The organism is Methylobacterium sp. ARG-1, assembly GCF_001262595.1.
In the GTDB taxonomy this organism is placed as follows: domain Bacteria; phylum Pseudomonadota; class Alphaproteobacteria; order Rhizobiales; family Beijerinckiaceae; genus Methylobacterium; species Methylobacterium brachiatum.
This window is the reverse complement of the sequence record NZ_LHCD01000003.1, coordinates 152,493-173,671: the sequence shown is the minus strand read 5'-3', so window position 1 is coordinate 173,671 and position 21,179 is coordinate 152,493. Positions and strand designations below refer to the sequence as shown.

The following is a 21,179-nucleotide window of genomic DNA, read 5'->3' as shown; positions in this document are numbered from 1 at the left end:
TCACGTCTTGCTCGGGGGCAGCTCGATCGTCTCCGGGGTGACCTTGGCCCCCGGACGGATGCGGGCGACGCCGTTGACCACCAGGGTCTCGTCGCCCTTCAGGCCGCTGCGGATCACCCGGTAGCCGTCCACCTTCGGACCGAGCACCACGTCCTTCTGCTGGATGACGTTGTCGGGCCCGACCACGTAGACGACGCGCTTGTCCTGGTTGGCGGCGACCGCCTCGTCGGGGATCAGCACGCCCTGGAACGGCTTGGTGGCCGGCATCGCGACAATGCCGAACAGGCCGGGCTTGATGAACTGATCGGCGTTGGGGACCGTGGCGCGCAGCAGGATCGTGCCGGTGGCGTTGTCGACGCGGTTGTCGACGAAGTCGAGGGTGCCCTTGCGGGTCGGCTTCGCCTCGCCGGACAGCGAGATCATGATCGGCACGCCCTTACCCTGCTGGGTCTGGCCCATGCCGATGCCGAGGCTGTTCTGGTACTTCAGGAACGACTTCTCATCGACGGTAAAGCTGAACCAGATCGGGTCGAGCGACACGATCGTGGTCAGCATCGTCTGGTCGGCGCTGACGATGTTGCCCTCGGTGACGAGCCGCCGGCTGATCCGGCCGTTGACCGGGGCCTTCACCTCGCTGAAATCGTAGTTGAGCTGCGCGTTGTTCAGCGCCGCCTGGGCGCTGTCGACGTCGGCCTGGGCGGTCAGCGAGGCCTGCCGGCGCTGGTCCGTGACCTGCTCGGAGATGTTGCCGCTCCGGGACAGGGTCTGGGCGCGCTCAAGGTCGGTCTGCGAGAAGGATTGCCGCGCCTTGGCCGAGGCCAGGGCGGCCTGGGCCTGCTCCAGCGCCGCCTTGTAGGGACGGCGGTCGATCACGAACAGAAGGTCGCCCTTCTTCACGTTCTGGCCGTCGATGAAGTTGATCTTCTCCAGGTATCCGGTGACCCGGGCCCGGACCTCGACGTTCTCGATCGCCTCGAAGCGACCGGTATACTGGTCCCGCTCGACGATCTCGCGGACCACCGGCTTGGCCACCGTCACCTTCGGCGGCGGCCCGCCGGGTGCCTGGGCGTACGCGATTGGCGCCAGGGGGCCCACGACCAGGAAGCCGGCAGCGAGACCGGAGAGCACGGGGAAGAGACTGGAAAGCCGGCTGCGCATCGGGTCCTGCTGTCCGTTGGCCGACCCGTCGGTCGAACCGAGCTTGACGATAAATCCTTGGTGGGCGCGCCGTAACCCGCGCGCCCTGGTGCTTATTGTGCGAGAGCGCACATCACGGCCCCGTGAGTGCGGATTGTTTTAATCCGCTACTCGATTGCTTCGCCAGCAGCGTACCAATCCTTGAAGCCGCCCTTGTAGTGCTCGGAGATGTCGAGGCCCGCCTTCTGGGCGGCCATCAGCGCGTGGACCGAGCGGACTCCCGACCCGCAGGACAAGACCGGGCGGCGGCCATCCGCGGCGATCAGGGCCGTGACGGCCTGCGGATCGAACGTGGAGAGCGGATGGGAGACGGAGCCGGGGATGTGCCCGGCCTCGTATTCGTGGTCCTCGCGCACGTCGATGATCAGCATCGTGCCATCGTTCAACCCACGCTTGACCGTCTCGCGATCGAGGTCGACCACCTGCATCGACAGGCTCTCCGTTCCGCCCAGCCGAAGGCCGGCCCTATGGACTGACGCTTTCCCTTATTCGTCAGGCCCGACCGGCGCAACTCGCGGCGTTCCGCGCGGCCCCGTCAGATCGCCGCGAGCGTCGGACCGATGGCGGCGAAATGGCCGTTCCAGCTCGGCGGCACGTAGCCGTCGAGGCGGCCGGCCAGTTCGGTCCGGAGCGGCGCGTTCGGTCGGGCGAGGGCTTCGATCGCCTGCTCCCAGCCAGGCCCGTCCAGCGGGTCGCAGAAATGGGCGACGCCGCCGGCGATCTCCCGGTGGACCGGGATGTCCGAGGCCACCACGGGCAGGCCGGAAGCCGCCGCCTCGACGATCGGGATGCCGTAGCCCTCCGTGAACGACGGCATCAGCAGGGCCGTGCAGCTGCGGGTCAGCGCCGCGAGGCCGTGGGTCGAGAGGCCGGTGACCTCGATCGTGTGGGCGCGCACGCCGGGGCAGCGCTCGAGCATGTCGATGGCGCTCTCAGCCTCCCAGCCCCGGCGCCCCACCACGACCAGGCGGGGCGTCGCCGCCCCGTGCCGCTCGGCCAGCCGCCGCCAGATCTGGAACAGCAGCAGGTGATTCTTGCGCGATTCGATCGTGCCGCAGACCAGGAAGGTCGGGCGGTCCGGCTGAAGCCGGGGCCCCGAGCGGTCGAAAGCCGTCTCGACGCCGAGATGACCGACCGCCACCGGCGGCCGGCCGAACCCTTCGGCCGCCAGGTGATCGAGGGTGCGCGCGCCGGTATCGGCCGAGTTGACCAGGATCGCGGCGGCATGTCGGCCGACCGTGCGCATCCGGGTCCGGTGGCGGTCGGCCTCGCCGGCACGCCCATATTCGGGATGCGTGATCGGGATGAGGTCGTGGACGAAGAACGCCGCGCGCACGTCCCGCCGGTCGTAGAGCCAGTCGAACCGCCCGGGATTGTCGAGACGCAGATGCGAGGTGTGCAGGTAGAGGGCATCCCGGGGCAGGGCCGCGAGCGAGCGCCCGCGCAGGGCGATGTCGGCTGCGGTCCGGGCCTGGATCCGGCGGCGCTGCGATCCGCCATTCCTTGGCGCCGGCGCCGATGGGGCGGCCGCCGCCGGGGCGCCGAGCCGCGCCGCAAGCCCGCGATAGACCGGATCCGAGAGCGCGTCCCGATCCTCGACCCAGCCCGCCGCCACCGCCTCGACGATGGTGAGGGCAAGCGCGCGGTCCAGCACCCGGGGCCCATACGCAGTCGAGACCACGCCCACGCCCGGCCCGGGCCGGCCGAGGAAGTAGCGGGCATAGGCGAGATCGACCCGGTCAATCCCTGACGGGCTGGCATGGCGCAACCGCGTGACGAGGCGCGTGAGATCGAAGGCGATCGGTCGGTCGGTCATGGTCCTCGTTGGCGTGGCGCGGGCGTTTCGGCGCGATGGTTGGGGGGCTGGCGCTCCCCGTACCTGTCCGGGCCGGAGAGGGCCAGCGCCGCCGATCCGCCGCGGAGGGCTTGCGCGGGCCGGGCGCGACGGCTAAGAGCGCCGTGCCCACGTGGCGTCGGAGTGTAGCGCAGCCCGGTAGCGCACCTGTCTGGGGGACAGGGGGTCGTCGGTTCAAGTCCGGCCACTCCGACCATATCTTTCTGGAACTGCGCGTTGGCGCCGGCCCGACCGACCAGCCCCCATTCGATCGCCATCGTACCCTGGCTTCGCCGAGGGATTTCGTGCGCGGGTTCAATCCGGCGGCGCGTAGGCTGAGCCATCGGCCGCGCTCAGCGGCGCTTCCACGTAGCGTCCGTGCTCCGGCACCGCGACCTGGTCGAAATGCTCGGCCAAGGCGTGGAGCGCCCGGCGCATCTCAGGGCCCTGGAGCGGGCGGCCGTGGCCGGTGATGACGCGCTCGGGTTCGAGGCCGGCGAGCGCCTGGACCGAATGGCGCGCCGCGCCCCAATCGATCGTGAGATACATCGGGGGCCCGTGCAGCTCCGGTCCCTGGACCGCCACCGCGTAGGCCGATTCCTGCGCGGTGGTGACGAAGGCGTCGCCGACGATCAGGGTGCGGTCGGCCTCGCGCCAGAACGAGACATGGCCCGGCGCATGGCCCGGCGTGTGAATCCAGCGCCAGCCCGGCATCGGCGGCACCGATCCGTCCCCTGGCAAATCCTGCAGGCGCTTGGACACGTCGACCGGTTTCGTCGGGAAGAGCGGCGACAGGCGCCCCAGCAATCCGCCGCCGACGCTCGGATCGGGGGCCGGGTAGGAGGCGCTGCCGTCGAGATAAGGCCGCTCCAGCGCGTGTGCGAAGACCGGGACATCCCACTCTTCGGCGAGATCCTCGAGCACGCCGACATGGTCGAAATGGCCGTGGGTCAGCACGATCGCGGCGGGCCGCGCGCCCGCGCCGAATCGCGCTTCGGCCGCGGCCTTGATCGCGCCCTTGCCGCCCATCACGCCGGCATCGACGAGGACCCAGCCGCGGTCGCCGGCTCCGGGGGCGCCAACGAACACGGTGTTGACCAACACGAGCCGCCGATAGGCGACGTCGCCGGTGATCGCGTGGGTGGAATCGTCCCGCTCGGCATCGCGGGCCGGGTCGTCGGCACGGGCCTTCGGGTCGACGGGAATCTGCTGGGCCATGCGGGGCTGCTCCCATGCGGGTTGCCCGAGCAGGCCGGTCTCGGCAGAGCTGCTCGGGTCGTTGCGGCCGCAATGTTGTCCCGCCGCGGACTCGACCGCTCTGGCGTTGCATGCTTCGGCCGCTGGTGTACCGCAAACTGGGGTCGTAGAAGCGAGTTCCCGGAGCGCCGCGGGGCCGGCTCGCCGCAGCGGGATCGCGCGCGGCGATTCCAACCCCATATGGAACCCATCGACGCCCTAGCCGCAGGTCCCAGCATGGCACCGAGCCCGCTCGCGCTCATCGCGTCCGCCACCCTCGTCACCCTGGTCGCCACCGGCACGGGGGCGATCGTCCTGCAGCAGGGCTCCCAGTTCAGCCACCCTCGCCGGGTCGGCGGCAGCTTCGCCATGGCGGATCTCGACGGCAAGCCGGTCAGCCAAGCCGACCTGCTCGGCAAGCCCACCGCCCTGTTCTTCGGCTTCACCCATTGCCCCGAGGTCTGCCCGACAACGCTCGCGACCCTGTCGGCGGCGCTCGGCCGTATGGGCCGCGACGCCGACCGGTTGAACGTGGTGTTCGTCACCCTCGACCCGGAGCGCGACACGCCCGAGAGCCTGCGGGACTACTTGGCCGCATTCGATCCGCGGATCCGCAGCTTCGTCGGGACACCCGAGCAGGTCGCCCGCATGGCCGACGCCTACCACGTCGCCTACAAGCGCGTGCCGGTCCAGGGCGGCGACTACACGATGGAGCATTCCGCCACCGTCGGGCTGTTCGACAAGACAGGCCGGATGGTCGGCGAGATCGGCTACGGCGAGGACGAGGACCGCACCCTGTCCAAGCTGATCACCCTGGCGCTGCCGGGGCAATGCGCCCCCGGAGGCGGCGCCGCGCTGTGGGAGACCAACGGCCCCACCAATGCCTGCGGCCCGCGAAGCTGAACCTCGGCCGGCGCCGCGGTAAATTGCGCGGTCATTCCAGCGTGACTAGAGGGCGGGGCAGGTCGTCAGACCGGCGATTCCCGGAGGTTCGAGCTTGATCACGCGACGCGCCCTGACAGCTTTAGGCCTGCTGGCCCTCTCGCCCCTCGCGCGCCCCGCCCTGGCCGCATCCGGCGGCCCGCGCCTGGCCGCGCCCGAGCCGATGGATTTCGACCGGCTGAAGACGCTGGCCCGCAGCCTGCGCGACCGGCCCTACGCGCCGCCCCCGGAGGCACCGGCCTCGCCGATCCTCGACGCGCTGACCTACGGGCCGCTCCAGGAGATCCGCTACCCGCCTGCGCACGCCCTGTTCCCGGAAAGCCCGTACCCGGTCACGTTCTTCCACCTGGGCAACTTCTTCCGGCATCCGGTGAAGATCTATGCGCTCGAAGGCGGCCAGGCGCGCGAGGTCCTGTATTCGCGCGACCTCTTCGCCTACCCGCCCGGCAATCCCGGCAAGGACCTGCCCGACGGCGCCGGCTTTGCCGGTGTCCGCTTCCAGAAGGTCCCGGCCGACCAGCCCGGCGCCGACGGCGATTGGCTGGCCTTCCTCGGAGCCTCCTATTTCCGTGCGGCCGGCGACGGGGCGCAGTACGGCGCCTCGGCCCGGGGCATCGCCATCGACACGGCGCCGGGACCGGGCAAGACAGAGGAATTTCCGGTCTTCACCCGCTTCTACGTGTCCCCCGCCGCGGGCGGGGCGGTCACCATCCTGGCGCTGCTGGAAGGCCAGAGCCTCACCGGCGCCTACCGGTTCACCGCCCGGAAGGAGCCGCATGTGGTGATCGACGTCGCCTGCACGCTCTACATCCGCAAACCGGTCGAGCGGTTCGGCGTCGCGCCGCTGACCTCGATGCTCTGGTATTCCGAGGGGATGAGCCGGTTCCTCGCCAGCGACTGGCGGCCCGAGGTGCACGATTCCGACGGGCTGCTGATGCGGACCGGCGCCGGCGAGCTGATCTGGCGCCCGCTCAACAATCCGCCGCGGCTCAGCGTCAGCGCTTTCGCGGACCGCTCGCCGAAGGGGTTCGGCTTGCTCCAGCGCGACCGATCCTTCGACAACTACATCGACGACGGCTTCGAGGAGAACCGCCCGCATATCTGGGTCGAGCCGCAGGGCGATTGGGGGGCCGGTAGCGTGCAGCTCGTCGAGATCCCGACCCATCAGGAAACCGACGACAATATCGGCGCCATGTGGGTGCCGGCCGATTCGCCGGGCGCGGGGTCGGAGCGCAGCTTCGCCTACCGGCTGCACTGGCCGGTGACCGAACCGGTCGCCACCGATCTGGCCCGCTGCGTCGCGACCCGGGCCACCAAGGCCTCCTGGCTCTCCGAGGCGGACAGGCGCGCGGGCCGGGCGAACCTCGTGCGCCAGTTCGTCCTGGAATTCGAGGGCGCGGCCCTGGCGGGTCTCAACCCGGAACAGGCCACGGTGTCGCTGACGCTGTCGCGCGGCTCTGTCGAGGAGGTCGGGGCGATCTGGGCGCCCTACGGCAAGCCGAGCCCCTGGCGGGTATTCCTGAAGGTTTTCGCCGAAGGTCCCGAGCCGGTCGAGATGCGGCTGCAGCTCAAGAACGGCGACCGGCTGCTCTCGGAGACCTGGGCCTACCAGTATTATCCGCAGGCGCCCGGCACGGTGCTGTAGGCCGACAGGCCGCTCCGTCGCATTGCCGAGCCGGCGCGGCCGTCTGTAGAAGGGTGATCCAGGGCGGCGTCGCGCCGTCCCGCCGCATCCGAGGCCGTCATGAACGGCGAACCGCCACCCGGCCTCAACCTGCCCGAGGCCCTGACCCGTTTGCTGAAGGCCCCGCGGAGCGCGATCTGGCCGACGCCCGAGGACCGGCACCGCCTGCGTCTCGGCCGCCAGCGGCCCCGCCAGCCGAGCAAGGCCGTGATGGGCGTCTGGATCTGGGCGATTCTGTACAACGTGATCGGCTTCGCGATCCTTGCGAGCCTGTGGCGGACGATGCACTGACCCGATGAACGCACCCGAGACGCTTCGTTCCGCAGCGCATCGCGCGATCCCGATCGTCCTGCTCCTCGCGGCCGCACCGGCCGAGGCGCAGACGCCGGAGAGCGCCCTCAACGCCGATGACGGCACCGGGGCGGTCAAGGTCTGCTCGCCGGTGGCGATGCCCCGCTGGCGCTCGATGATCCCGGTCCCGAAGACCTGGACCTTCCTGGATTGCATGGGCTTCTCGGGCGAGATGGGCGCCAGCCATTTCCAGCTCGGCTGCGTGTTCGCCAACGTGACGCCGCACGCGCAGAAATACGCCTGGGGGCCGGTTGTGCCGATCGAGAAGGCGGCCCTGGCCAAGCCGCAGCCGCCGATCCCGAACTGCGGCTGGTGATGCGCCGGATCAGCCTTGGCCGGCGGGCGTGTCCGGCCAATCCAAGGCGACGGTAAGCTGAGCCCGGAAGACCACCGTGCCGGCCTCGTTCCGGACCTGCGCCTCCAAGTACAGGTCGGCCAGATCGGTCCCGACGGGCGATGTCTGCTTTCTTCGCAGCGTGTCGTTGGCGACTTCCACCAGCGCTTCCGCTGCAGACTGGCAGGCTTCCCGCTGCCCGCAGAATTCAAGGCCCTCCCCGTCGCGGGACAAGACCGTTCCGGTGATGAAGTCGGTGAAATAGCGCACGGCACACCGTCTCCGGAACCAAGCCTACGATTTGCCCGCCCGCATCATTATTGTCGTTAACTTGGGTCAAGGCGTGCCGCGCGGTCGCCATGCGCAATCGAAAGTGGTTTGAACATCGGCCGTGTGACGGGAAAGCGTTCAACCGGGAAACCGAGTCTTTTCCCACGGGTTAGCTGAAACAGACCCGACGCATCGGCGCATCATCGTCTGAAAGCGTACATAGGCCCCGGACAAGCTCAATTTCGCTTGTCGTCGGGCGGTGGCCGTTTACCTCGAGTCCTTCGGGATCAGACAAGCTTCAGCGCCGGTAACCGAGAGACTGGCCGCGCTCTAGCACCGACTTTGGAGCGGAGCCTTGGATCGACCGAAGCAGGATGGCGTCCGCAATCGTCTGCTCCGTCTCATGCCAGCCGAGGATTTCGCCCGTCTCGCGCCCGCACTGGAAACCGTGTCGGTGCCGCTGCGCGAGCTGCTGATCCTGCCGCTTCAGCCGATCACCCACGCGCATTTCATCGAGGAAGGCATCGTGTCGCTGGTCGCCGACACGGTCGAGGGCCGGATCGAGATCGGGGTCATCGGCTACGAGGGGATGTGCGGCGCCCCGCTCGTGCTGGGGGCGGACCGGACGCCGCACACCGCCCTGGTCCAATCCGACCTGGTGGCTCTGCGGCTCCCGGCCGCGGTCCTGCGGGCGGCGCTCGACGAGAGCGCGCCGCTGCGCAGCCTGCTCGGGCGATACGTCCAGAGCCTGATCGTCCAGGTCGGCCACACCGTCTACGCCAACACGGACCTCACCATCGAGGCGCGGCTCGCCCGCTGGATCCTGATGACCCACGACCGGCTGCAAAAGGACGAGCTGATCCTCACGCACGAATTCCTGGCGATGATGCTCGGCGTCCGCCGTCCGGGGGTCACGACCGCGACGCACGTGCTCGAGGGTTCGGGCATGATCAAGGCCCGCCGCGGGCGAATCATCGTGACCGACCGCGACAAGCTGGAAGACCTGGCCGGGGATGCCTACGGGCCGGCCGAGGCCGAGTACGAGCGGCTCCTCGCGCAGGACTGACGCGCCGGCCGTCGCGACTCGGTCGAGCTTGGCCCACCGCTGCCCCGGCGGGCACACGATGCTCATTCAGCCAAACTGACAGGCCGTGCTCAGCTTCCCGGGAGCGGCGTGTGATGCGGATCGCGCGGCCTCGCGCGATCGGCGGAAACCTGACGGCGCACGAACAGCGCTTCGTTAAAGCCTCGCCCTGAAACTGGGCGGCAAGCTGGCTGTGGCGCGCGCACCACGGATCCACGCCGTTCGACCTTTCCCGGCCCCGTCCGGCACCGACGATCTTTGACGCGCGCTGGTGATCGGGTTACAGGTGACCTCGGACGACAAGCAATAACCATGCCGCGAGCAGCGCAGCTCGGCTGGTCGATCACGCTGAAAGGGCATCGGGGCCTCGCATGAGTTTGGTGCAACGGCTGGAAGTGCGTCAGGGCCAGGCCCTGGTGATGACGCCGCAGCTCCTGCAAGCGATCAAACTCCTGCAATTGTCGCACCTCGATCTCGCCGCCTATGTCGAGGCTGAGCTGGAGCGCAATCCGCTGCTGGAACGGGCCGAATCAGAGGGGCCTGGGACCGCCGAACCCGCCGAGGCGACCGGCCCGTCCGACGATGCAGCCTCCGGCGGCGACTTCGACGCCGATTCGTGGCAGCCCCCCGAGCTCGACCCGAGCCGCGGCGAGATCGAGGCCGATTTCGACACCCGGCTCGACAACGTGTTCCCGGACGACGCGCCCATTCAGGTGCAGGAGGCCTCCGGCGGCGACATGCTCTCGCTGACGCCGCCACCCTACGGCAGCAGCGGCGGCAGCTTCGATTCCGACGCGCCCGATTTCGAGGCTGCCCTGACGGCCGAGATCTCCCTGCGCGATCACTTGGCGAGCCAGCTCGATCTCGCGACCCGCAACCCGTCCGACCGGCTGATCGGCGGCTTCCTGATCGACGCGGTCGACGAGGCCGGCTACCTGCGCGAGACGGTGGAGGGTGTGGCCGAGCGTCTCGGCGCCGATTCCGCCACCGTGGCCCGGGTGCTGACCCTGGTCCAGAGCTTCGACCCGCCGGGCATCGCGGCCCGGGATCTGGCCGAATGCCTGGCGATCCAGCTGCGCGAGCGCGACCGGTTCGACCCGGCCATGCAGGCCCTGGTCTCGCGCCTCGACCTCGTGGCCAAGCGCGATTTCAGCGCGCTGCGCCGCCTCTGCGGGGTCGACGACGAGGATCTCGTCGAGATGCTGGGTGAGATCCGGCGGCTCGATCCCAAGCCCGGCCGCGCCTTCGGCTCGAGCGCCGTCGAGGTGCTGATTCCGGACGTGTTCGTGCGCGCGGCCCCGGACGGGTCCTGGCTGGTGGAGCTCAACGGCGAGGCGCTGCCCCGGGTCCTGGTCAACCAGAGCTACTATGCCCGCGTCGTGCGCGGCGCCTCGGCCGACGGCGACAAGGCGTTCCTGTCGGAAGCGCTGCAGAACGCCAACTGGCTGACCCGCTCCCTGGAGCAGCGCGCTCGCACGATCCTGAAGGTCGCCACCGAGATCGTGCGCCAGCAGGACGGGTTCTTCGTCCACGGCGTCACGCATCTGCGCCCGCTGAACCTTAAGACCGTGGCCGAGGCGATCGGCATGCACGAATCGACCGTGTCCCGGGTCACGTCCAACAAGGCGATCGGCACCAGCCGCGGCACCCTGGAGATGAAGTACTTCTTCACCGCGGCGATCCCGGGTGCGGCCGGCATGGCGGCCCATTCGTCGGAAGCCGTGCGCCACCGGATCAAGCAGCTCGTGGACGGCGAGACGCCGGACGACGTGCTGTCGGACGACGCACTGGTGCAGAAGCTGCGCAGCGAGGGCGTCGACATCGCCCGCCGGACCGTGGCCAAGTACCGGGAATCCCTGCGGATCCCGAGCTCGATCGAGCGCCGCCGCGAGCATTACGCCCACGGCTCCGCCCATCACGGGGCGCTGGCCCTGCGCTGAGATCCGGCGGGACGGTCTTGCGTCGCGGCGGCGTCCGGCCCATCGGTCGCGCGCCGAATCACGACGCCTGGACCCGCGATGACTCCTCCCGCCACGCCCCCGCGCAGCCTCACCGCCATCGTGCTCGCGGCCGGGAAGGGCACGCGGATGCGCTCGGACCTGCCGAAGGTGCTGCACCGGGTCGCCGGGCGGACCATGCTGGGCCACGTGCTCGCCGCCGTGCAGGCGGCGGGCGCTGGCCGGATCGCCGTGGTCGCCGAGCCCGGCCGCGAGGACGTCGCCGCCGAGATCGCCCGGGAGGCGCCCGGCGCACAGGTGTTCCCGCAGGCCGAGCGCCTGGGTACGGCCCACGCCGTGCTGGCCGCCCGAGCCGTATTCGAGACGCCGGACGACGACGTGGTCATCGCCTTCGGCGACACGCCGCTGATCAGCGCCGAAACTTTTTTGAGACTCCGCGCGCCGCTCGCTGACGGCGCGGCGGTGGCGGTGCTCGCCTTCGAGAGCCCGATCCCGACCGGTTACGGCCGGGTGCTCACCGAGGGCAGCCGTGTCCTGGCGATCCGCGAGGAAAAGGATGCGAGCCCCACCGAGCGGGCCGTCACCCTGTGCAATGCCGGCCTGATGGCCCTGTCGGGGCGGCACGCGCTAACGCTGCTCGACCGCATCGGCAACGACAACGCCGCCGGCGAATATTACCTGCCCGACGCGGTGGCGCTCGCTGTCGCGGACGGGCTCTCGGTCACGGTCGTGCCCGTGGACGAGGCGGAGGCGCAGGGCGTCAACGACCGGGTCCAGCTCGCCGTCGCCGAGGCCGCGATCCAGGCCCGGCTGCGCCGCAGCGCCATGCTGGGCGGCGCCACGCTTGTCGCCCCCGAAACGGTTTTCCTGAGCCACGACACGATCCTGGGACGCGACGTCGTGGTGGAGCCGCATGTCGTGTTCGGGCCGGGTGTGCGGGTCGGGGATGGCTGCACGGTGCGGGCCTTCGCCCATCTCACCGACACCGTGCTGGAGGCGCGCGTGCGCATCGGGCCGTTCGTGCGGCTGCGCGGTCATGCCGTTCTCGAGACCGGCGCCGAACTCGGCAATTTCGTCGAATTGAAGAACGCCCACATGGGGCCGGGCGCCAAGGCCGCACATCTGACCTATCTTGGGGACGCGGAGATCGGCGCGAAGGCCAATATCGGCGCCGGCACGATCACCTGCAATTACGACGGCGTGCTCAAGCACCGGACCAATATCGGCGCCGGCGCCTTCATCGGCTCGAACTCGGCGCTGGTGGCGCCGGTCACGATCGGGGAGGGCGCTTACGTCGCCTCGGGCTCGGTCATCACAGACGACGTACCGGCGGACGCCATGGCGGTCGCCCGCGGCCGACAGGCGGTGAAGCCGGGCTGGGCGAAGCTGAAGCGGGCGGCGCTGCTCGCCGAGAAGGCATTGCGCGGGGGACGTTGAGGCCCATGGATCCGGGGCCTGCTCCCATCGACGCGATCAAGCGATGGTCGATTGCGACCCATTTCGGTCGCCCGACAGTGTTGGCTTCGGACGATAACAGACCTTCGCTTTCCCTCGAGGAGCGGGCGTTCCGTTTCCGCCTCATCGCAACCGATCAGGCAAAAAGCCAGCGGCCCAGCATGCGACCGAACGGGAACGTGAAGAACCCCGCAATGCAAGAGAGCCCCGTGATCCGCGACAACGCGGTGTAGCGATGGGCATCCGCCCGATGCAGGCGGGCGTGCCAAGCCTGCATCGGAGCCTGGGTGAGTGCGAACAGGGGTCCGAACGTCCCGAAAGCCACCCCCCGGTTCGGTAGCGCCAGGAAAACCGCGGGCATCGCGGCGGGGGAGGCTCGACCTCACAGCGATGCCCAGGGGACGGCTGCGCTTGACGCGCATCAGCACAGCTGGGACACGGCCGCCGCCTTTCCGGACATCGGCCCGCACGATGCTGCTCAACCGCGTGTTTCCCGTCTGCGCCGTCCTGGCCGCGGCCACCGCCTACGTCGCGCCGGGCGTGTTTCTCCCGATACTTCCGCACGTCGCCGCTCTGCTGGCCGTGATCATGTTCGCCCTCGGGGTGACGCTGACGCCCGCGGATTTCGGCCGGATCCTGGCCCGGCCCGCGCCGGTCGCGACCGGCGTCGTGGTCCATTACCTCGTGATGCCCGCCGCCGCCTGGGCCATCGCCCACGCCCTCGGCATGGGCACGGAGCTCACGACCGGCATGGTGCTCGTCGGCAGCGTCGCCAGCGGCACGAGTTCCACCCTGATGGTCTACATCGCGGGCGGTGATGTCGCCCTGTCGGTGACGGTCGCCGTCGCCTCGACGCTGGTGGGCCTCGTGGCGACACCGCTGCTGGTGCAGTTCTACGTCGACGCCGCCGTGCCGGTGGATGTGACGGGGCTCCTGGCCAGCCTCGTGGAGATCGTGGCCGCGCCCGTGGCCGTGGGGCTGGCGCTCAACCGGCTCGCGCCGCGCCTCGTCGGGCGCTTCGAGCGCGCGCTGCCCATCGTGTCGATGGCCGCCATCCTACTGATAATCGCCGCCGTGGTGGCCGGAAGCCGGGCGAGCATCGCCGCGGTCGGGCCCCTCGTGCTGCTGGCGGTGGTGTTGCACAACGGCGCCGGTCTGGTCTGCGGCTATTGGAGCGGGCGCCTGCTCGGCTTCGACGAGAGCACCTGCCGCACCCTCGCCCTGGAAGTCGGCATGCAGAATTCCGGCCTCGCGGCGGCTCTGGGCAAGCTCTATTTCTCGCCGCTGGCCGCCCTGCCGGGGGCGGTCTTCTCCGTGTGGCACAACCTGTCGGGCTCAATCCTGGCCGGCCACTGGTCGGGCCGGAACCGGGCCATCGCCACGCGCGGGACCGCGCCCTGATAAGGCAACCGCAGCGGCGCCCCCCCGCGGCCACATCCCTGTAGCCGGGGCTGGCCCTGTGCGGCCCTGATCCGGTACACGTCCCGCTTGGCGAAGGCCTGAGCGAACGGCCCGGACCTTGCGCGGCCGGTCCGCGCGCGGCCACCCGGGCGTCAAAACGAGAGACACTTCCATGTGCGGCATCGTCGGCATCGTCGGGCGCGACGCGGTGGCGGGGCAGGTGATCGAGGCCCTGCGGCGGCTCGAATACCGCGGCTACGATTCCGCCGGCATCGCCACCCTGGAGCACGGGCAGCTGGCGCGCCGCCGCGCCTCGGGCAAGCTGGTCAACCTTGAAGAGCGGCTGGCGCGCGAGCCGCTTACCGGCACGATCGGCATCGGCCACACCCGCTGGGCGACCCATGGCCGGCCCAACGAGACCAACGCCCACCCGCATGCCACCAAGCGGCTCGCCGTCGTCCATAACGGCATCATCGAGAACTTTCGCGAATTGAAGCACGAGCTGGAGGCCGACGGCGTCGTCTTCGAGACCGAGACCGACACCGAGGTCGTGGCCCAGCTGGTCAGCCGCAACATGGACCGGCAGATGAGCCCGGTCGATGCGGTCGCCGCGGCCCTGCCGCGGCTGCGCGGCGCCTTCGCGCTGGGCTTCATCTTCTCCGGCGAGGAGAACCTGCTGATCGGCGCCCGCCACGGCGCGCCGCTCGCGGTCGGCTTCGGCCAGGGCGAGACCTATCTCGGCTCCGACGCCCTGGCGCTGGCCCCCTTCACCGACGCGATCACCTATCTCGACGAAGGCGACTGGGCGATCCTGACACGGGACGGCGCCGAGATCCGCGACCAGTCCGGCGCGCGCGTCGAGCGCCCGCGCCAGAAGATTGCCACGCAGGCCTACCGGATCGACAAGGGCGAGTACCGCCACTTCATGGCGAAGGAGATCCACGAGCAGCCCGAGGTGGTGGGCCGCACGCTCGCCCATTACGTCGACATGGCCAACGGCCGTGTCATGTTGCCCGAGGCTTTGCCCTTCGATTTCGCCAAGCTCAGCCGCGTCTACATCACCGCCTGCGGCACGGCCTTCTATGCCGGCTTGGTGGCGCGCTACTGGTTCGAGCAGGTCGCACGGCTGCCGGTGGAGATCGACGTCGCCTCCGAGGCCCGCTACCGCGAGGCGCCCCTCGAGAAGGACGGGCTGACGCTGGTGATCTCGCAATCGGGCGAGACCGCCGACACCCTGGCCTCACTGCGCTACGCCAAGTCTCAGGGCCAGCACACGCTCTGCGTGGTCAACGTGCCGACCTCGACCATCGCGCGAGAATCCTCCGTGGTGATGCCGACGCTCGCCGGCCCAGAGATCGGCGTCGCCTCGACCAAGGCGTTCTCCTGCCAGCTCACCGTGCTGCTGTGCCTGGCCATTGCGGCCGGTCGCGCCCGCGGCACCCTCGATGCCGCCGGCGAGCGCCGGCTGGTCGACACGCTGATCAAGGCCCCGGGCCTGATGGCCGAAGCGCTGACGCGGGAATCGGAGATCGAGCTTCTCGCCCGGGACGTCGCGAAGGCGCGCGACGTGCTCTATCTCGGCCGCGGCACCAGCTACCCGATGGCGCTGGAGGGCGCGCTGAAGCTCAAGGAGATCAGCTACATCCACGCCGAGGGCTACGCCGCGGGCGAGCTGAAGCACGGGCCGATCGCGCTGATCGACGAGAGCGTGCCGGTGATCGTGATCGCGCCCCACGACGCGGTGTTCGAGAAGACGGTCTCGAACATGCAGGAGGTCGCCGCCCGGGGCGGGCGCATCGTGCTGATCGGCGACGCCAAGGGCGCGGCCGAGCACGGCCTCGACACCATGGCCACCGTGACCATGCCGGACCTCGACGCCACGGTGGCACCGATCGTGTACGCGGTGCCGATCCAGCTGGTGGCCTATCACACCGCAGTGTTCATGGGGAAAGACGTCGACCAGCCCCGGAACCTCGCCAAGTCAGTCACCGTGGAGTAGCCGCACGGATGATCAGAGAATCCGTGGCTGCGGCAGATGAAAGACGTATGGAACAACAGGGCCGGATGAGAGGATCCAGCAGGCACCGCGCTTCAGGCTTTTAACGGGCGCGGTGCCGTGGCGCATCCGGCTGTTAACCGAGTCGTCATGGCATGGCCGACAGCGCCAGACATGTACGCGCGACAGTCGAGGTTATCACTGCCCGCGGGAGTGAGAGTATCTGATAGAGCGAGTACGGATGAGTCGGTATGGCTCCGCCGCTCGGTTCAGACGATCTCCGGACGCAGATCGCGCGATCTCCGCGTCCGCCATGATCGCTGTCACCGGTCCGCCCTTCATAGTGGGCTCGTCGAATCTCCGGCCTCCGCCTGACCGAGGCCAACCGACACGACAGCGTGAAGCGGCTGAAGGAGCGCTACCGCGCTGTACGCGTGCGGGCCGCTGGCAGCCCGACCTCGTGGATCGGCGATATGGTGGGCCAGCGGCACCGACCCGGCGCAGCTCATTGTTCGAATGAAGCCGTCGTCCTAAGTTTGGCTGCGCCCGTCGATTTCACGCGCGAGGCGAAACCGCGCCGTCACCCGCGAGCCCCGACAGATCCCGCTCCTCCGGCGTAAGCGGCGGCGCCACGGACGTCCCCGTCCGCGCCGAGATCAGCGCCGCCTCGATGCAGGCCATCACCTGAAGCGCCTCAAGGGCGGCCGTGTGGTCGATGGTGCCTTGGGCGACTTGCCGAGCGACGCCCGCGTAGTAGTGCCGCTGATCCCCCGCCATGGCAGGCGCGTGCGTCACGGCGCCGGTGCCGTCATGGATCGTGATCCCGTCCGGGTCCTCGCCCCAACCCGGCGCGCCCGGGGCGAGGCCGGCCAGGAGTTGCTGCTCCTGGATGTCGAGGCGCTGCTTGACGAGGCTGCCGGCCTCGCCGTGGACGAGGAAGCGGGGCGATCCACCGGCGACCAGCATGCTGGCCTGCAGCACAACGCGCAGGTCCGGATAGTCGAGCACCACATGGGCCCAGTCGTCGGACAGGGCGCCCTTGCGCAGCCGCGCCAGGTTCGCAGTGACCCGGTCGGGCAGGCCGAACAGCTGGAGCGCCTGATCCACGAGATGGGGCCCGAGATCGTACCAGATGCCGCCGCCCGGGCCGGCCCCCTCCCGCCAGCGGTCGCGAACCTGCGGGCGGAACCGGTCGAAATGCGACTCGACGTGCCGGACCTTGCCGACGCGACCATCCGCGATGGCCGCCCGGACGGTGAGATAGTCGCTGTCCCAGCGCCGGTTGTGGAACACGGACAGCATCCGGTCCCGGTGCCGTGCCAGCGCGACCAAGTCCCGTGCCTCGGCGAGGTCGAGGGTGAAGGGCTTGTCGACGACCACGTGCTTGCCGGCTTCCAGGGCCAGCCGGGCCAGGGGCGCGTGGGTGTCGTTCGGGGATGCGATCATCACGAGATCGACGTCGTCCGATGCCGCGACCGCGGCGGGTTCGGCGATGACGGTCATACCGGGCAGGTCGGATCGGACCTTGGCCGGGTCGCGCGAGCCGACCACCCGGAGGTTGAGCGCCGGAACAGCCCGGATCAGCGGGGCGTGAAAGGTCTTGCCGGCATAGCCGTAGCCGATCAGGCCGACTCGGATGGGTGCCGTCGCGCTCGCCATGGTGGTGTCGTCCGGTCGCGGTCATCGAGCGCGCAAGTATAGCGGCGTGCGCGCCTGCGTTCACCGCTTCCGGAGCGTGAGGTCTGGTCCGGCCGTTCGATCGGAGCCAGCCGTCAGCTCAGCGCTCGCCGATCTTCACGAGCGCTGCGACGTGACCCAGGGCAGCGCGACATTGCCGAACTGGGCACCACACGGGGTTGCTTCGCTGCGCTCGCAATGACGCGGTGAGGGTCGCTAGAACCGCGCCGTCAGGAACAACCGCACGTTCCGGCCTGGCAACAGGATCTCGTCCTTCTTGAACGAGGTCGAGTTGCGGATATCGGCGTCGAGCAGGTTGCGGCCCTGCACCCCGAGGGTGATCGCGCTCGCCCCGTAGACCGTCGGATCGACCAGCTTCGTGTAGCTCAGCTCGGCGCGCAGGTCGTCGTAGCCCGGGGTGGGCGTCTCGAACAGGGCGGTCGCCTGGTGGTCGAAGGCGTGGAGCAGGTTCACCCGGGCGAACCAACCGTCCGCCCGCAGGTAGACGCCGCCGCCGAGCCGGTAGGGCGGGATGCGCGGCACGTTGGTGCCGTTGTCGAACTGGGCGCGCACGAAGTCGAACTGCGCCTCGATGCCGGCAAAGCCGTTGCCCACCGGCAGGACGTCGTACTGGCCGATGATCTCGGCGCCGTAGAAGGTCGCGTTCTGCTGCTGGTAGACGACCTGCCGGTTCTCCGTGCCGCTGCCGCAGGAGGCAAAATCGTCGTCGCAGGCCAGCCCGGTGAAGTTGCGGTAGATGAAGCCGGTATAGCGCGTGTAGTAGCCGGTGGCGTCGAGACGCAGCGGGCCCTCGGCCCGGCGGATGCTGGCCTCCACCGTGCGGGCGCGCTCCTTCTTGAGGTCCGGATTGCCGATCTCGAAGGTTGCGGTGGCGTCGTGCGGCCCCTGCGAGAACAGCTCGTAGCCGGTGGGTCCACGCTCGACATAGGAGCCGTTGAGGCTCGCCACGAAGCCGAAGGGCAGGTCCTGGAGGGCGCCGATGCTGACGCTCTTCGGGGCGAAGCGCCGGGTCCGGGCGTATTGGAGCGGGTCGAGCCCGTCGACCGGGGCGAAATCCGTCGGGAACTGCGCCGCCGTGCTGGATAGTCGGTCGACCTCGTAGCGCCCGGCCGCCTGAAGCCGCGTGCCGGGGCGCAGTTCCAGCTCCTCGAACAGGTAGACCGCGTTGGCCCGGGACTCGGTCTTGGGCAGGAACGATTCGAGCTGGGAGTTGATCACCCGCCGGTCCGACTGGAAGCCGAGCGCGCCGGTCAGCACGCCGAACGGGGTCTCCACCGGGACGTGCTGGAGCTCCAGGCGCCCCTCGGCCTCGCGGTTCTTGAAGATTGCCTGGACGCCCTCGATCCCGTCCTCGCCGATGCCGACTTCGTTGTGGCGGTAGACCGAGTAGCCCGCCCAGTAGCGGATCACCTCGAACGGTCCGTCGAGCGGCCGGTATTCGCCCCGGGACAGGACCCGGTCCTGGTTCGGGGTCAGGCGGGTGCGGTCCTGCTCGGCCGTGCCGCCCGGGATCGCGTAGATCGCGTCGTAATGGCTGAACGAGATGCCGACGAAGCCGCGGTCGCCGATCGCCGAGATGCCGACCGCGCCGCCCTGGGACTCGTTGTAGGAGTTGCGCTGGATCCCCCCGGGGATCGCGTAGCTGTCGTTGGCGGTCCTGAACCCGTCGGCATGGACCGCGATGCCGTCGCCGCCGGCATCCACGGTCGCGGCGCCGAGCCGGCCGTTATCGACGCTGGAGAAGCCGGTGGTGACCTGCCCCTGGACACCGTTGGCCGGGATAAAGGTCGGCACCCGGTTGTTGTCGGCCGAGACTACGCCGCCGATGGCACCGGAGCCGTAGCGCAGGGTCGCGGGGCCGCGGATCACCTCGATCCGGTCGGCGACCAGCGGGTTCACCGGGACCGCATGGTCCTCGCCGAGATCCGAGACGCCGCCGTTGACGATGCCGTTCTCCTGGATGCGCACCCGGGCATTGTCGAGGCCGCGGATGATCGGCCGCGAGGCCGCGCCCGGTGCGTAGGTGGTGGACGAGATGCCGGGCCGGTCGAACAGGGCGTCGCCCAGGGTCCGGGGCTGATCGCGGGCGATCTGGTCCTGCGTCACCACGGTGACGGGCGAGAACGTGTTGGTCGCCACCGGCAGGATGCCGGTCTGCAGCGGTGCCGTGGGCGCGGCGACGGGCTTGGCGGGCTGGATCGGGCTGGGGCTGGTGACGCTGATCTCGTCGAGGGCGACGGCCTTCTGCGCCTGCGCCGGAGCGGCGAACAGGCCGGCAGAGAAAGGCGCCGACAGGATCGTGCCGGCCAGGACGGCGTGGCGGAAAGTCGGGGTCATCGAGACTCACACAGTGTTATATCGTTTCATTCACGCGCCGTGAGGAACGGAAGCAAGCGCCGATCACGCGGGCCGTCGCGATCGGTCGGAAACGTTACATTGTTACAACACATGGTGCACGCGTCGCCTCCGCCTCGCCCGTCTCAACGTTAATTTTGCAACGTTATAACATTTTTTTCCGGGCATGACACCGCCTGACCTTCGCATTCCCGTCACCGTCCTCTCCGGCTTCCTCGGGGTCGGCAAGACGACCCTGCTCAATCATGCCCTGAACAACCGCGACGGCCGCCGGGTCGCCGTGATCGTCAACGACATGAGCGAGGTGAATATCGATGCCGACCTCGTGCGGGCCGGCGGCGCCGATTTGTCCCGGACAGACGAGACGCTGGTCGAGATGACCAACGGCTGGATCTGCTGCACCCTGCGGGACGACCTGCTCGACGAGGTCCGCCGCCTGTCCGAGGCGGGGCGGTTCGACTACCTCCTGATCGAGGGCACCGGCATCGCCGAGCCGCTGCCGATCGCCTCGACCTTCGCGTTCCGGAACGAGGCCGGCCGCTCGCTCTCGGACATCGCCCGCCTCGACACGATGGTCACCGTGGTCGACGCGATGAACCTGCTCAAGGATTACGGCTCGGCCGCCTTCCTGCGCGAGCGCGGCGAGACCGCCGGGGCCAAGGATACCCGCACCCTGGTCGACCTGCTGGTGGAGCAGATCGAGTTCGCCGACGTGGTGGTGATCAACAAGGCCCAAGACGTTTCCGCCGAGCACCTCGCCCTGGTCCGCTCGGTGGTGCGCGGCCTGACCGCCGACGCCCGCATCTTGGAGGCCGATCACGGGCGCGCGCCCCTGGATGCGATCCTCGATACCGGGCTGTTCGACGAAGAGAAGGCGCACCCGCTCTGGTTCAAGGCGCTCTACGGCGCCCACGATCACGTGCCGGAGACCGAGGAATACGGGATCTCGTCCTTCGTCTACCGCGCCCGGCGGCCGTTCGATCCGGAGCGGTTCAACGCTTTCGTCAACGCGACCTGGCCGGGCCTGATCCGGGCCAAGGGGCATTTCTGGCTGGCGACGCGGCCGGACTGGGTCGGGGATTTCTCACTGGCGGGCGCCGTGGCGCGGGTCTCCGCGATGGGGTTCTGGTGGTCGGCCGTGCCGCGCCGGCGCTGGCCGGAGGCGCCCGAGTTCCGGCGGCGCCTCGACACGGTCTGGAGCGAGGTCTGGGGCGACCGCCGCCAGGAACCGGTCTTCATCGGCACCGGCATGGACCGGGACGCCCTTACCGCCGCCCTGGATGCCTGCCTGGTCGAGACCGGCGAGGATGCGCCCTTCGACCCCGAAGCCTATCGCCACCTGCCGGACCCGTTCCCGTCCTGGCGGCGCGCGGCCTGACTCGCC

At 69.7% G+C, this 21,179-nt stretch carries 17 protein-coding genes and 1 tRNA gene; 11 read left to right on the top strand and 7 right to left on the bottom strand.

Annotated features, from left to right (window positions below):
- The 3 genes from AKJ13_RS04525 to AKJ13_RS04515 form a co-directional block, all read right to left on the bottom strand.
- Window positions 1–1,158 (bottom strand): efflux RND transporter periplasmic adaptor subunit, encoded by a 1,158-nt coding sequence (locus tag AKJ13_RS04525; protein WP_050732286.1) that lies wholly within the window; start codon window positions 1,156–1,158, stop codon window positions 1–3.
- A 146-nt stretch (window positions 1,159–1,304) separates the two neighbouring features.
- A complete protein-coding gene (locus tag AKJ13_RS04520) occupies window positions 1,305–1,625 on the bottom strand; it encodes a rhodanese-like domain-containing protein (RefSeq protein WP_050732285.1) in 321 nt (106 codons plus the stop codon).
- A 107-nt stretch (window positions 1,626–1,732) separates the two neighbouring features.
- The gene (locus AKJ13_RS04515) at window positions 1,733–3,013 is read right to left on the bottom strand and encodes a glycosyltransferase family 1 protein (RefSeq protein WP_050732284.1); all 1,281 of its coding nucleotides are present in this window, start codon (window positions 3,011–3,013) and stop codon (window positions 1,733–1,735) included.
- 158 nt (window positions 3,014–3,171) lie between these two features.
- Between AKJ13_RS04515 and AKJ13_RS04510 the strand changes: the two genes are divergently transcribed.
- Window positions 3,172–3,248 (top strand) — tRNA-Pro (locus tag AKJ13_RS04510).
- 98 nt (window positions 3,249–3,346) lie between these two features.
- On the opposite strand, the gene AKJ13_RS04505 is transcribed toward AKJ13_RS04510, so the two are convergent.
- Window positions 3,347–4,249 (bottom strand): MBL fold metallo-hydrolase, encoded by a 903-nt coding sequence (locus tag AKJ13_RS04505; protein ID WP_050732283.1) that lies wholly within the window; start codon window positions 4,247–4,249, stop codon window positions 3,347–3,349.
- Between the two features lie 255 nt (window positions 4,250–4,504).
- On the opposite strand from AKJ13_RS04505, the gene AKJ13_RS04500 reads away from it, so the two are divergent.
- From AKJ13_RS04500 to AKJ13_RS04485, 4 genes are all read left to right on the top strand, one after another.
- The gene (locus tag AKJ13_RS04500) at window positions 4,505–5,170 is read left to right on the top strand and encodes an SCO family protein (RefSeq protein ID WP_007559955.1); all 666 of its coding nucleotides are present in this window, start codon (window positions 4,505–4,507) and stop codon (window positions 5,168–5,170) included.
- Window positions 5,171–5,264: 94 nt separating this feature from the next.
- A complete protein-coding gene (locus AKJ13_RS04495; protein WP_050732282.1) occupies window positions 5,265–6,854 on the top strand; it encodes a glucan biosynthesis protein in 1,590 nt (529 codons plus the stop codon).
- 99 nt (window positions 6,855–6,953) lie between these two features.
- Window positions 6,954–7,184 (top strand): hypothetical protein, encoded by a 231-nt coding sequence (locus AKJ13_RS04490; RefSeq protein WP_050732281.1) that lies wholly within the window; start codon window positions 6,954–6,956, stop codon window positions 7,182–7,184.
- 4 nt (window positions 7,185–7,188) lie between these two features.
- A complete protein-coding gene (locus tag AKJ13_RS04485) occupies window positions 7,189–7,560 on the top strand; it encodes a hypothetical protein (protein ID WP_050732280.1) in 372 nt (123 codons plus the stop codon).
- 9 nt (window positions 7,561–7,569) lie between these two features.
- Here the strand turns inward: AKJ13_RS04485 and AKJ13_RS04480 are convergent, their stop codons facing one another.
- On the bottom strand, window positions 7,570–7,848 hold the full coding sequence (locus AKJ13_RS04480; RefSeq protein ID WP_050732279.1) for a hypothetical protein: 279 nt from the start codon (window positions 7,846–7,848) through the stop codon (window positions 7,570–7,572).
- A 355-nt stretch (window positions 7,849–8,203) separates the two neighbouring features.
- Between AKJ13_RS04480 and AKJ13_RS04475 the strand changes: the two genes are divergently transcribed.
- The 5 genes from AKJ13_RS04475 to glmS all read left to right on the top strand — a co-directional run bounded on the left by AKJ13_RS04475 (window position 8,204) and on the right by glmS (window position 15,745).
- Window positions 8,204–8,914 (top strand): Crp/Fnr family transcriptional regulator, encoded by a 711-nt coding sequence (locus AKJ13_RS04475; RefSeq protein ID WP_050732278.1) that lies wholly within the window; start codon window positions 8,204–8,206, stop codon window positions 8,912–8,914.
- Window positions 8,915–9,303: 389 nt separating this feature from the next.
- On the top strand, window positions 9,304–10,872 hold the full coding sequence (rpoN, locus tag AKJ13_RS04470; RefSeq protein ID WP_050732277.1) for an RNA polymerase factor sigma-54: 1,569 nt from the start codon (window positions 9,304–9,306) through the stop codon (window positions 10,870–10,872).
- 78 nt (window positions 10,873–10,950) lie between these two features.
- Complete coding sequence (gene glmU / locus AKJ13_RS04465; RefSeq protein WP_050732276.1) at window positions 10,951–12,327, top strand: bifunctional UDP-N-acetylglucosamine diphosphorylase/glucosamine-1-phosphate N-acetyltransferase GlmU; 1,377 nt, start codon at window positions 10,951–10,953, stop codon at window positions 12,325–12,327.
- A 489-nt stretch (window positions 12,328–12,816) separates the two neighbouring features.
- The gene (locus AKJ13_RS04455) at window positions 12,817–13,746 is read left to right on the top strand and encodes a bile acid:sodium symporter family protein (RefSeq protein ID WP_050732274.1); all 930 of its coding nucleotides are present in this window, start codon (window positions 12,817–12,819) and stop codon (window positions 13,744–13,746) included.
- Window positions 13,747–13,918: 172 nt separating this feature from the next.
- Window positions 13,919–15,745 (top strand): glutamine--fructose-6-phosphate transaminase (isomerizing), encoded by a 1,827-nt coding sequence (gene glmS, locus AKJ13_RS04450; RefSeq protein WP_050732273.1) that lies wholly within the window; start codon window positions 13,919–13,921, stop codon window positions 15,743–15,745.
- Between the two features lie 552 nt (window positions 15,746–16,297).
- Here glmS and AKJ13_RS04445 read toward each other — a convergent pair.
- Together AKJ13_RS04445 and AKJ13_RS04440 are read right to left on the bottom strand one after the other, a co-directional pair.
- Window positions 16,298–17,401 (bottom strand): oxidoreductase, encoded by a 1,104-nt coding sequence (locus AKJ13_RS04445; RefSeq protein WP_050732272.1) that lies wholly within the window; start codon window positions 17,399–17,401, stop codon window positions 16,298–16,300.
- A 234-nt stretch (window positions 17,402–17,635) separates the two neighbouring features.
- A complete protein-coding gene (locus tag AKJ13_RS04440; RefSeq protein ID WP_200905585.1) occupies window positions 17,636–19,777 on the bottom strand; it encodes a TonB-dependent receptor in 2,142 nt (713 codons plus the stop codon).
- Between the two features lie 184 nt (window positions 19,778–19,961).
- Here AKJ13_RS04440 and AKJ13_RS04435 point away from each other — a divergent pair, with 184 nt between their 5' ends.
- Window positions 19,962–21,173 carry a GTP-binding protein gene (locus AKJ13_RS04435; RefSeq protein ID WP_050732271.1) on the top strand — a complete coding sequence of 404 codons (1,212 nt, stop codon included), beginning with the start codon at window positions 19,962–19,964 and terminating at the stop codon, window positions 21,171–21,173.
- Window positions 21,174–21,179: the final 6 nt, after the last annotated feature.